We start from the raw sequence: 11,090 nt of genomic DNA on the forward strand, positions 1-11,090 counted from the left end.
TGCCACGATTCACCAGTTAAAATAAGGATGATAAAATATTTTAATTCCTATTTATATAGGTGGGCGTTATGATTACATAGTTATTATTTAATTGTAGGGGAGCGTTCTGGCGCCTTATCATTTTTTTCATTTCTCTAATAAAAAGTCACCGCAATAATATTTTATGGTTTTGATATAAAACATATATAATTGTTATATATGTTTACCCTACTGCTAATTAATCTGAAATAGCCCTTCTTCTGCATTCTATTTGAATATAAACATGGACGTTTAAGTTAGTCTGATGCTGTACTCTATTCGACGATAAGTCGCTTGATTTTAAAACCGAAACAATAGATGAAAACAGTATCGGCTATCGATAATGACAAAAAAGTTATCTACATCACTTTAAGCCATCGCCTAGCTGGGTTTACAGTATATGTTGTGTATGAGTAATTAGTATCGCGATGGATGGTGATTATTGATAACAATTCTAAAAAACACAGTGTCGATAAGGTAGGAAATATTGCCGATTAAAATCAAGCTAAATAGAAAACTCCTGAAGTATTTTCCCGCAGGTGCATCAACTAGCGTGAAATATAATAATGGTTTGATTGATTTACTCTTAACTCTATCAGAAGGTGGCATAAGGATATGCTAGAACTTAAAAAGGAATCTTAACGTTTAGAGCATAAGGTAACAATATAAAGTCAAGCAAAGATTACTCATAAAAATTACCTTGGCCAGGTATCGCATCCTTATGCAGTAATAGTAATTCTGGCGTGACGATTGGAAGAGGTTTCGATCTTGGTGATAGAACGAAGATAGAGGTATTGATAGCCTTAAAAAAGGCAGGGATAGAAATAGAAAAAGCTGAAGCAATATCTGGAGGAGCGAAATTAAAAGGATGTTCAGCTTAGAATTTCGTTGTAAAAAAAGGGATTTAGTTGGCGAGATAACTGAACAACAGCAATTAAATTTGTTTATGATAAGTTATGAAGAGGCGAGGAAGGATGTTGGAAGAATATGTAAGAGTAGGTGGGAAATAAAAAAATATCACACTAACCAGAATATATTGCCCATTCAAGCATGGGATAATATTCCTGATAAAATAAAAGAGTTACTTATAGATTTACGGTACCGTGGGGATTACAGTAAAAGGACACGGGGATATATACAAAAACTCGCCTACGATGGTGACGTAAAAGGGTTTGAAAAAGTATTAGTAGATCGGAATGTTTGGTTTACCGTCCCCAAAGATAGGTTCAAAAGAAGGATTGACTTCTATGAAAACAATTAGTTTTATTTTTCTTCTATCAATATTTTCCTTCAATTTGTCTGCGGCATTTACTGAGCCAGAGATGAGTCAATTAGCGGAAATAAACAAAAAATCGATAGCGAAAACAGAAATGGGCAGAAAATATCTTGATAATTGGGTTAATGTTGCGATTAAGAATCGCCCAAAAGAAAAAAATAAATTAATTGATTTGAGGAATTCATGGGATGCGACGATTAGAAAAAAATGTAAGCTCGCAATATCTGAATCGTTAAATACCGACGCGGAAGTAGCAGAGGAAAACCTTTGCTTATATTCTGAATACAAGTCTGCGGCAGATTTCTTCGAAGGCCTGAATTATTGAGTGATGATATGGATGCCTAACAACATCTCATTCACCTTTAGCGACTACAGAGATTCTAATTTCTGCACTTTGCTTTAAACAGTTAAATTGATTTTTAATCCATTTCATAAGTACAGTTGAAATCTCTTATTCATCCGCTGGCACAAGGGTGATTTTCTTAGCGGTCTAGCACCACTCTCTGGCTGAACTCCTTGCTCGATTCATTCTGGAATATTGTCCAGAGTGTAGGGGATTACCTTACATTTATTAATGTTATTAACTAACTAAACTGCTATATCCTCCCTAACAAACAATAATAAGAAAAACATATATCCTCTAAGCCTCTGTTTTTAATAGTATTTAAATTTTTTTCCGGAAACTGTGAACTGAAATATTATAAATATAATCCTTTATGTTTTATAAATGAGTTCACCTTTTTGAATGTATTGTGCCAGCGAGAGACTCTACAATGGAAAAATCGACACAACCCCCTGCACAAGGTGCACCGGAAGCTGGTAAAGAACAGTTCCAACGTTCTATTGGGCTTATCTCCAACTTCTCGTTAGGATTTACTTATCTTTCACCGTTGACGGCGGTCTATTCACTGTTTGCCTTAGCCATTACCCTCGCGGGGCCTCCGGCGATCTGGTGGATCGTCATCGCTGCGGTAGGGCAACTGTTAGTGGCCTTAGTGTTTGGCGAAATCGCCTCGCAATATCCCATCACCGGCGGTTTATACCCTTGGGCACGTCGGCTATGGGGTAAAAAATATGCTTGGATTGCGGCCTGGGTCTATCTATGGGCGTTGGTGGTGACCATTACCTCAATCGCTGAATACACCTCGACCTTCGTAGCGAGCCTCGTCTCGTTCAGCGCTACACCGCTCCATCTTCTGATGACTTCGGTTATCTTACTGGCAGTGATGATGGGGGTGAATCTCTCTGGGACGAAAAACCTTGCTCGCGTCGCCAGAATCGGTTTTTGGTGTGAAATTGTCAGCGTGATTGCCTTAGGGATCTATCTGTTAATTTTTCACCGCTCGCAACCTTTCTCGGTCATCTTCGATTCGATGGGGATCCTGTCGAGTAGCGGCAGTTACGTCGGAGCCTTTATGGCTGCTTCGCTAATGGGGCTGTTTATGTTCTTCGGTTTTGAGGCCTGCGGTAACGTTGCGGAAGAAGTGCAGGATGCCAGCCGAAAAATCCCAGTCGCGATGATGTTAAGTATTATCTTCGGTGCTATCTCGGCGATTATCTCGGTATTAGGGTATCTGCTTTCTTCACCTAATTTACGCAATATCGTCAGCGGTAAAGTGAGTGATCCTATCCCTGCCATCCTTAACGAGGCTCTGGGGCCGGTGGGGGCGAAAGTGTTTATCGTCATTGCGATTATCGCCATGCTCTCTTGCATCTTGTCGTTACAAGCTGCGCTAAGCCGCCTTATCTTCTCTTTCTCTCGCGATCAGATGTTACCGGGTAGCCGTTGGATGGCGAAAATCTCCGCCCATAATGTGCCAGATAACGCGATGATCATCAGTTGCTTACTGCCAGTGATCTTCTGTGTCTGGGTCTATTTCCAACCTGATAATCTGGCTCGAATTACCGCCTTTGCCGTTATTGGTATCTATCTTTCGTTTCAAATGGTCGTATTGGCTGCGCTTCGTCAGCGGATTAAAGGTTGGAAACCGGCTGGCGAGTGGCATATCGGGGCCTTCGGTTTACTGACTAACGTTTTGGCGCTGGCATATGGCATTGTGGGAATTTATTTACTGGCTCAACCTGCGGATAGCCCCAACTTTATTGATAAATGGACCGTACTGATTGGCTTGGCCGTGGTGTTGATTATCGGCTTGTTTTATATGCTACTCCAGCGGCCCTACGGTAAATCAAACGCACCGGAAAACGATGCGATTGAACACGCAGAAGCGTTAAGGGCGCTGCGTCGCCAAGAGGGATCACGTCGGTAAGTAGAGCGAAAAAAGAGGGTGCTGGTGGATGACGGCCAGCGCCTCACTGTGCAGTATATCACCCACACGATAACCCGAGAGGGTAGAGAAAATGACTCTTCCAAAGGTATTGGTTAACACCATTTTGGGGCGAGGCTGAGGCAGAACGTTTAAGATTTCGTCCTCGATGCGGCTAACCAAAATATCGACGGCAGCGACCCCGTAAAAACAGTGTTGAATAAAGATAGGGGCGGCAGAGGTCATGGTATACGACGTATTACAGATATAGTCGACATAAGGACCATGAAAGTAGGGACCTTTAAGCGATTTGGTTTTTAGAAACCACTCGAAAGTTCGAAAATCGAGGTGCTGATGGGTCAGAGGCGTAAGTTCGAGTGCAGTGTCGTGACTTGCGTCCTTATACATCCAATAGAGCGACCATTTTGCCTGAGGATTCAGCGGTGCATCCGCATGATAGGCAAAGCCTGCACCGGAACAGAAGCGGTTATCAGAAAGCGTACGATTGATAAGGGCCTCTATCGCCCCTTTCGGAAACGCCGTCGTCTCAAGCTCGGTTGGTGTGGCAGCGCTAACCAGTGGGCTAAGTAATTGAGTCAGTTGTTGCGCTAACTGCTGGCTTGAGTGAGAACACTGGGTGAAAAGCTGTTCAAGCGGCGCAATGACGGCGTGAAGTGGAGTGGATGAGTTCACTTATAACATTCTCCCAGACTTAGAGGCAGTGGTGTTGAGCTTACAGTCAACAAGGTGTTCGGCTAAAAATAGAATAAGCTCACTGACCGCTTTTGCAGCCGCTTCAGTGCATTGTTGAGATAAGGCTTCCATCAATCTTCGATAATGTTGCACGCATTGCTGATGGAGTGTGTCATCACCATAGAGCAGGGCAATGAACGAGGCCCACTCGGTTTGTAGCGTCAACTCACTATTGGCTAAGCGCGCTGATTGTGAGCTGGCAGATAAAAAAAGTAAGCAGCGCATATCCGCTTGGGCACGTGACTCGGCGGTAGTAGCTTGCTCGAAGTCATCAATAAAAGAGGTGAAGGTAAGCTGTTCCGTTTCGCTCATGCGTTTGGCTGCGAGCCGCGCGCTATGTGCCAGTATCGCGCAGTGCATCTCACCGAGATCCAGTAAGTAATCACTGCTCAATAAGTTGAGAGGATGGTAGTTATGGGCACGACTTTCAATATTATCACAGACAAAGCTGCCACCGTGGCGTCCTCGGCTGGTGTAAATCAGCTCCTTGGCGCGCAGGGTGTTCAACGCCTCGCGTACCGTGATATGCGAAACCCCCAGCATCTTGGCCAGCTCTGCTTCGTTGGGCAGCTGTTCATGGGCTTGCAACAGCCCAGTCATGATGGCATTGGCGAGGCGGGTCACAATCTGTTCCGCCCGGCTTGCCTGTCCGATTGGCGCGAATATTATCGCATGCGTCATCATCGTTATGCTTTCACCAGTTGTCCATGAGGAAAACAGTCTTAACACAGCAAGGGTATTTTTCAAAGCACTGCGCCACGCCTACCAGTGAGAATCTCCGGCGAGTGTATTTTTCTTAGGTTTGAAGTGAACTTATCAAGGATAAAACGATGCAACGACTGAAACATTTTATTGATGGTCAATACGTTGATTCGGCATCAACGGCCTACTTTGACTTGATTAGTCCGGTGGATGGTAGCTGTTATGCCCAAAGCCCGAAAGGAGAGGCTGCCGAGGTAACCTTGGCGTATCAGGCGGCGACGCGCGCCTTTAAGCAATGGCGGCGCTCCACACCCTCTGAGAGACAAAAAGCGTTACTGCAGTTGGCCGAGGCAGTGGAGGCCAATACACAGCGCTTTGTCGAGCTACAATGTCGGGAAACCGGGCAATTAAAGCACTTTATAGAGAAGGAAGAGGTCGCCGCGTCCTGCGATGCTTTGCGTTTCTTTGCCGGAGCTGCCCGTCATTTAGAGGGACGGGCCAGCTATGAATATCTTGACGGCTTCACCTCAACCATTCGCCGCGAGCCGTTGGGCATAGTCGGGCAAGTCACGCCATGGAACTATCCTTTTATGATGGCTATCTGGAAAATCGCGCCCGCCTTAGCCGCTGGCAATACGGTAGTACTTAAGCCGAGTGATACGACGCCAATGAGTACCCTATTATTGGCCGAATTGGCAGCAGCGTTTTTTCCGAAAGGAGCCTTTAATGTGATTTTAGGGCAAGCGGAAACCGGCTCGCTGGTGGTGTCTAATCCTAACGCGTCACTGGTCTCCATTACCGGATCGGTGCGCGCCGGTGTCCAAGTCGCCACCTCTGCGGCGGCCAACCTCACCAAAGCCCATTTAGAGTTAGGCGGAAAAGCACCGGCTATCGTGTTTGCCGATGCAAATATCGAAAAGGCGATTGAGGGGATTACGACCGCGGGCTTCTTCAATGCGGGCCAAGACTGTACCGCTGCGACGCGTATATTAGTCGAGGCCTCAATCTATCCAACATTCTTACAACAGTTGGTCGCCAAGACTGAACAGATCCGTTTCGGCCAGCCCGATGACACCGATGCCTTATTCGGGGCACTCAATAGTACGAATCAGTTGGCGCAAGTCGAAGGCTTTATGCAACGGCTACCCGCCCATGCCAAAGTGGAAATCGGCGGCAGTGCGGCGCAAGGGGCAGGGTTTTATTTCCCAGCGACCATTATTTCGGGTTTAAAGCAAGATGATGAAGCGATTCAACAGGAAGTGTTTGGCCCGGTGATGACCCTACAACCCTTCGACGATGAAGCCGATGCTCTGGCCAAAGCCAATGGTGTCGATTATGGACTGGCGGCCAGTGTGTGGACCGGCTCAGTGGCGAAAGCTCATCGGCTGACGCGCGATCTCGACTTTGGCACCGTATGGGTCAATAACCATATTCCGCTCTGTGCTGAGATGCCTCACGGCGGTTTTAAGAAGTCAGGTTACGGTAAAGATCTTTCAGCCTATGCGCTGGAGGAATATACCCGAGTGAAACATGTCATGATCGATCTTGAGCAAGATTAAGCGAGGTGATAATGCGTAAATTTGCAGCGTACACTCTTTTCACACTCTGCCTGACGAGCGGGCTAAGCTATGCAGAAGCGACGCCGCTAACGGTCGTTACGCAATATATGCAGGCGTGGAACCAGCACGACAGTCATAAAGCAGGGACGTATTTCGCGGATAAAGTCAGCTATTACGATGCCTCGGTCGGTGAGCCGGTAGTTGGTAAGCAGCAGGCCACACAACAGGTGGTTAAAACCTTCGTCGATGCGGTACCTGATTTACGCTGGGTGATGACCAGTAAACCGGTCTATAACGGCGATACTATCGCGTTTCAATGGCGTTTTAGCGGAACTAACGATGGGGCATGGGCCGGTACTCCGGCCACGCATAAAAAGATCAGTTTTGATGGCGTCAGTTTCATCAAAGTGTCACAGGGTAAGATTACTTATCAGGGCGATTATTATGATTCGAAAAAATTATCGGATCAGTTGAAATAGTTGTTAAGGGCTGCCGCTCGCGCGGCCAGCCCACCAAATCAGATCAACATAGTGCTAACTCGTCCAGTACCTTTGCTATCTCATTCCTCGCTGATTCGGGTAGCGGTTGAATTGGGCGAGGCAGGCAATCCCACTCGGTAAGGCCCATAATACTGGCTGCAGCGGCGATAACACGTAAACTGCCACGATATTGAGTAAATAACTGCCAAAGTGGCGAAAGTTGTCGATCAATTGCTTCAGCGCGTTCGTTTTCACCGGATAACGCAGCCTGGGCAAGACGCTTAGCCACTACAGGGAACACGCCCGCGCAAACGGAATACCAGACCGCGCATCCGCTCAATAAGCCATTTTTTGCATAGGCATCGCCACTTATCCCTAAAGCAATATCCGCAGGTAGCTGCTGGCGTAATCCGCTGATTTCACGCTTAGGATCAACTAGCTGTGTCGAGGTGCCAGGGATTTTTATCGAGCGGACCTGCGATAAACTGGCTAACTCAGCATAGAGCTCAGGGGTGAAATGAAAGTGAGTGGTACCAGGATTATCGTAGACGCAAATGGGAATAGAGCTGTTACGGTTGACCGTTTCAAATAGTCCGAAGACTTCTTCGTGGGTTAAACTGTGATAAGAAACAGGGGCTAATAATAGTGCATCGACACCGAGTCGCTGCGCTTGCTCCACACGTTGGAGAACCTCTTGTGTACTGATTGCCCCTACACCGGCAATAACGGGTATCGTTCCTGCCAGCGACTTGGCCTGCTGAATAATACGTTCACGCTGCTGTGGGGTGAAGTAAGCATAGCACCCCGTCGATCCCATCAGGCCGATTGAGTCGACGTCTGCCTCTACTAAACGAACAATAAGCTTTTCGAAAGAGACTTCATCAACGTATCCTGCTTTACAAGGCGTGAGTGGGAAGGCACTTAGACCAGAAAACATTTTGTTATCCTTATTAAGGTGAAGGGTAGTATCAGAGAAGTCCTTTTTATTTATGGGTCAGTGTAACGCCCATTCCACTCTTCGCGTGTGATCTCCCATAATGTCGAGGGAATATCACCAATATGATATTCACCGATCTCTTCTCGGATCATTCGCATACCGCTCTGCTGTGAGATCTTGAGAGAGCGCCGATTCGCTTTCGCTTTGGGTGCACGCAGAACCGGTTGCTTTAGCTGATTAAACCAAAAATCAGTGGCGGCGTGGCAGGCTTCGCGCATATAACCTTGACCTTGCCATTCAGGCACTAACCAAAATCCCCGATTATTATCCACTTCTAAGGAGAGCCGGATTAGACCGATAAATTCGGTAGGCGAAGTGAGAGGGCGCAACGTCCAAACCCACTCCGTTTGCTGCTGTATCGCGTGTAAGGTCTTTTCGCAAAAGAATTCTGCTCCGTTAGCAGGGTAGGGCCTTTACGCGTCAGGTATTTCACTATATCCCAACGTGGGAAAGCTTACTGAATAAGGGGAGCATCTTCTTTCACCAAGGGGGCGAGGATAAGACGAGCAGTTTCTATACGAGGCAGCATAACGACTCCACTCCAAATCGACTGTAGACGTTATTTTTACGACACTTATTAGCTTAGCTCAAGGGATTCGTGCGGCGCAGGCCTATCGCGGCGCCTGACTGAAGTCTCGAAAAAGCTGCGCCAAATAGGCGCTGATTGGCCCTAATTGATGATCTTTGCGCTGGACTAAATAAAATATCGCTTGCGGGGCAGGGGTCACAAGAACGAGGACCACCAATTGATCGCTGAGAATGGGGGTATTCACGATATGGCTCGAGATGATGCTTAAGAAATCACTCTGCGTCACCAAGCTGGTACAAGCGATCAGGTTTTCACAGGTGACCCAGACTTGTGGTAGCGAGTGGCCACTGTACAACTGCTCTAGCAACGAATAATAGCTACTGGTGGAGGGAGGCATGGTCCACTTAGCCTCGCTGAGTTCGCAAAGGTGCTTAGCGTGATGCAGCGGATGACCTTGTCGAACCACAACAGGGTAGTCGACAACCGCAAAGGTTCGAAGCTTAATTCGCGCTCGAAAGGCAGTTGGGTCACGGTATTGATAGTGAAATCCGATATGTCTTGGCGTAACGCCGGTAGCATGGAAGAGAGTTGTCCCTCGACGATATGCACATTCACTCGCGGATAACGTTGTTGAAAGCAGTCAATCACCTTGGGCATCAGGGTCAGGCCATACTGCCGCCAATACCCAAGCGAATCTGGTCGGTAATTAACGACCCAAATAGTGCTTTAACAATAGCACGTGAGTTCTGGAAAAAACGCTTTGTTAATCCGTTATGCCGTTTAATATGATTTAAAATCTGTAACATATGATAGTGAATGGCGGATATAACGGCTTATCACAAAAAAGTTAGCTCTTGATAAAATTAAAAAGAAATGGGGGAATGTCAATGAAGTACATACTAGGACTAATAGTAATATCTTATGCAACACTCTGTACACCAACCGCATTTTCTTAAAAAAAATAACTCTATGATATTAAAAAAATACGTCAATATTGCCGGTGGTATTCTACTTATTGCCTTTTCTTTACACACTTTATTCCGTTAAAAGCTCGACTCTCTGACTAGGCTTGATTTAACATAAGTCCCTCTAGCACGCATACTAGCGATGGATATTTTTACTCATTGGGTAGGACTCGAGAGTGAAGAAGATCGTCATTCTTATGGCTGCAATAATTACGCTTTCTATTTATGGCGAAAGAACTACTCGGTAGATGATTTCCTTAGAGATAAGGACCTGTTGCATAAAATTATCGCGAAATGTAGAGGCGGCAAGCTATACGAAATCAGCAATAATTGCAGTCATGCTTTAAGGCTTCAAATATAGGCTAAGGTCTATTTACCTGACAAGTGAGAAAGGGACCCCCATAGATGGAGTTAACATAACCCCATACTATACGTACCAAAAACACTGGCCTAAAAGTGATATATACCTAGTTATGAAGACCAATTAATCATTTGATCAAGACCTGAAAGTAGTGAAGGGAAGTAGCTTTGATCAAGGTAAAAGGTATCGGTTACTTTAACACTTTCTGCGTTATCTTCAGGTTTCATCATAATGCTTATTTCCGCAACATTATGATGACCAACTTGGTTTACCTGTAAGCTAAAATGACGTTCTAAGCTATCAAAAGATATACCAGAATGCGGTTGTTGTTTAACTAAACAATCGTAAAGTGAACAAAATTGTTCTTTCAAATCAACAAGCTCAACAACAGTAAATGCAGTGCTATACTGTATAGTTAATACAGGAAGCTTATACTCCACAAATGTCTTTATCCAATCACTGAACAGCCCATCTTCTGAATATTCTCTTTCATAAGGCGATAACTGAAATTTCAACACACCAACATTGATATCGATCATTATTACCTCTGAAAATACTGGAAGTGATAGATAGTCCAATCCTTACGCGTCAGGTATTTCACTATATCCCAACGTGGGAAAGCTTGCTGAATAAGGGGAGCATCTTCTTTCACCAAGGGGGCGAGGATAAGACGAGCAGTTTCTATACGAGGCAGCATAACGACTCCACTCCAAATCGACTGTAGACGTTATTTTTACGACACTTATTAGCTTAGCTCAAGGGATTCGTGCGGCGCAGGCCTATCGCGGCGCATGACTGAAGTCTCGAAAAAGCTGCGCCAAATAGGCGCTGATTGGCCCTAATTGATGATCTTTGCGCTGGACTAAATAAAATATCGCTTGCGGGGCAGGGGTCACAAGAACGAGGACCACCAATTGATCGCTGAGAATGGGGGTATTCACGATATGGCTCGAGATGATGCTTAAGAAATCACTCTGCGTCACCAAGCTGGTACAAGCGATCAGGCTTTCACAGGTAACCCAGACTTGTGGTAGCGAGTGGCCACGGTACAACTGCTCTAGCAACGAATAATAGCTACTGGTGGAGGAAGGCATGGTCCACTTAGCCTCGCTGAGTTCGCAAAGGTGCTTAGCGTGATGCAGCGGATGACCTTGTCGAACCACAACAGGGTAGTCGACAACCGC

Annotated in this window: 14 protein-coding genes and 1 pseudogene; 6 read left to right on the forward strand and 9 right to left on the reverse strand. The window is 45.8% G+C overall.

Features of this window, described 5'->3' with window-relative positions; translation table 11 throughout:
- Positions 1-886: 886 nt before the first annotated feature.
- The 3 genes from MKR94_RS12555 to MKR94_RS12565 all read left to right on the forward strand — a co-directional run bounded on the left by MKR94_RS12555 (position 887) and on the right by MKR94_RS12565 (position 3,564).
- Positions 887-1,279, forward strand: coding sequence for a lysozyme family protein (locus MKR94_RS12555; protein ID WP_241647211.1), 393 nt, complete (start codon positions 887-889; stop codon positions 1,277-1,279).
- Positions 1,266-1,619 carry a hypothetical protein gene (locus tag MKR94_RS12560; protein WP_241647212.1) on the forward strand — a complete coding sequence of 118 codons (354 nt, stop codon included), beginning with the start codon at positions 1,266-1,268 and terminating at the stop codon, positions 1,617-1,619. The genes MKR94_RS12555 and MKR94_RS12560 overlap by 14 nt, the downstream gene beginning before the upstream one ends.
- A 448-nt stretch (positions 1,620-2,067) precedes the next feature.
- Positions 2,068-3,564 carry an APC family permease gene (locus tag MKR94_RS12565; RefSeq protein WP_241647213.1) on the forward strand — a complete coding sequence of 499 codons (1,497 nt, stop codon included), beginning with the start codon at positions 2,068-2,070 and terminating at the stop codon, positions 3,562-3,564.
- Here MKR94_RS12565 and MKR94_RS12570 read toward each other — a convergent pair.
- Positions 3,553-4,254: a cache domain-containing protein gene (locus tag MKR94_RS12570; RefSeq protein ID WP_241647214.1), complete on the reverse strand. Its 702-nt coding sequence runs from the start codon at positions 4,252-4,254 to the stop codon at positions 3,553-3,555. The genes MKR94_RS12565 and MKR94_RS12570 overlap by 12 nt on opposite strands.
- Positions 4,255-5,061: a FadR/GntR family transcriptional regulator gene (locus MKR94_RS12575; RefSeq protein WP_241647215.1), complete on the reverse strand. Its 807-nt coding sequence runs from the start codon at positions 5,059-5,061 to the stop codon at positions 4,255-4,257.
- An 83-nt stretch (positions 5,062-5,144) separates the two neighbouring features.
- On the opposite strand from MKR94_RS12575, the gene MKR94_RS12580 reads away from it, so the two are divergent.
- Together MKR94_RS12580 and MKR94_RS12585 are read left to right on the forward strand one after the other, a co-directional pair.
- Entirely contained in the window at positions 5,145-6,575 is a 1,431-nt protein-coding gene (locus MKR94_RS12580) for an aminobutyraldehyde dehydrogenase (RefSeq protein ID WP_241647216.1), read from the forward strand.
- 11 nt (positions 6,576-6,586) lie between these two features.
- Positions 6,587-7,054, forward strand: coding sequence for an ester cyclase (locus MKR94_RS12585; RefSeq protein ID WP_241595446.1), 468 nt, complete (start codon positions 6,587-6,589; stop codon positions 7,052-7,054).
- Positions 7,055-7,097: 43 nt separating this feature from the next.
- On the opposite strand, the gene MKR94_RS12590 is transcribed toward MKR94_RS12585, so the two are convergent.
- The 4 genes from MKR94_RS12590 to MKR94_RS12605 form a co-directional block, all read right to left on the reverse strand.
- On the reverse strand, positions 7,098-7,991 hold the full coding sequence (locus MKR94_RS12590) for a dihydrodipicolinate synthase family protein (RefSeq protein WP_241647217.1): 894 nt from the start codon (positions 7,989-7,991) through the stop codon (positions 7,098-7,100).
- Between the two features lie 50 nt (positions 7,992-8,041).
- On the reverse strand, positions 8,042-8,410 hold the full coding sequence (locus tag MKR94_RS12595; protein WP_338328026.1) for a GNAT family N-acetyltransferase: 369 nt from the start codon (positions 8,408-8,410) through the stop codon (positions 8,042-8,044).
- Between the two features lie 252 nt (positions 8,411-8,662).
- A complete protein-coding gene (locus tag MKR94_RS12600) occupies positions 8,663-9,046 on the reverse strand; it encodes a LysR substrate-binding domain-containing protein (protein WP_241647218.1) in 384 nt (127 codons plus the stop codon).
- Positions 8,941-9,237, reverse strand: a complete 297-nt coding sequence (locus tag MKR94_RS12605) for a hypothetical protein (protein WP_241647228.1) — start codon at positions 9,235-9,237, stop codon at positions 8,941-8,943. The genes MKR94_RS12600 and MKR94_RS12605 overlap by 106 nt, the downstream gene beginning before the upstream one ends.
- Positions 9,238-9,534: 297 nt before the next feature.
- On the opposite strand from MKR94_RS12605, the pseudogene MKR94_RS17205 reads away from it, so the two are divergent.
- A pseudogene (locus MKR94_RS17205) lies at positions 9,535-9,627 on the forward strand (LysE family translocator); the annotation flags it as partial.
- A gap of 389 nt (positions 9,628-10,016) precedes the next feature.
- Here MKR94_RS17205 and MKR94_RS12610 read toward each other — a convergent pair.
- The 3 genes from MKR94_RS12610 to MKR94_RS12620 form a co-directional block, all read right to left on the reverse strand.
- Positions 10,017-10,445, reverse strand: a complete 429-nt coding sequence (locus MKR94_RS12610; RefSeq protein WP_241647219.1) for a WapI family immunity protein — start codon at positions 10,443-10,445, stop codon at positions 10,017-10,019.
- Between the two features lie 2 nt (positions 10,446-10,447).
- On the reverse strand, positions 10,448-10,603 hold the full coding sequence (locus MKR94_RS12615; RefSeq protein ID WP_241647220.1) for a GNAT family N-acetyltransferase: 156 nt from the start codon (positions 10,601-10,603) through the stop codon (positions 10,448-10,450).
- Positions 10,604-10,685: 82 nt separating this feature from the next.
- Positions 10,686-11,090 (reverse strand): LysR substrate-binding domain-containing protein (locus MKR94_RS12620; RefSeq protein WP_241647221.1); only part of this gene is annotated, 405 nt, incomplete at its 5' end.

The sequence above is a fragment of the Rosenbergiella metrosideri genome (assembly GCF_022602565.1).
GTDB classification, from domain to species: domain Bacteria; phylum Pseudomonadota; class Gammaproteobacteria; order Enterobacterales; family Enterobacteriaceae; genus Rosenbergiella; species Rosenbergiella metrosideri.

Coding starts and splice junctions, on each gene's coding strand:
- MKR94_RS12605 (WP_241647228.1), bottom strand. CDS start 9,237: ATGCCCAAGGTGATTGACTGCTTTCAACAACGTTATCCGCGAGTGAAT.
- MKR94_RS12580 (WP_241647216.1), top strand. CDS start 5,145: ATGCAACGACTGAAACATTTTATTGATGGTCAATACGTTGATTCGGCA.
- MKR94_RS12585 (WP_241595446.1), top strand. CDS start 6,587: ATGCGTAAATTTGCAGCGTACACTCTTTTCACACTCTGCCTGACGAGC.
- MKR94_RS12590 (WP_241647217.1), bottom strand. CDS start 7,991: ATGTTTTCTGGTCTAAGTGCCTTCCCACTCACGCCTTGTAAAGCAGGA.
- MKR94_RS12615 (WP_241647220.1), bottom strand. CDS start 10,603: ATGCTGCCTCGTATAGAAACTGCTCGTCTTATCCTCGCCCCCTTGGTG.
- MKR94_RS12555 (WP_241647211.1), top strand. CDS start 887: ATGTTCAGCTTAGAATTTCGTTGTAAAAAAAGGGATTTAGTTGGCGAG.
- MKR94_RS12565 (WP_241647213.1), top strand. CDS start 2,068: ATGGAAAAATCGACACAACCCCCTGCACAAGGTGCACCGGAAGCTGGT.
- MKR94_RS12560 (WP_241647212.1), top strand. CDS start 1,266: ATGAAAACAATTAGTTTTATTTTTCTTCTATCAATATTTTCCTTCAAT.
- MKR94_RS12610 (WP_241647219.1), bottom strand. CDS start 10,445: ATGATCGATATCAATGTTGGTGTGTTGAAATTTCAGTTATCGCCTTAT.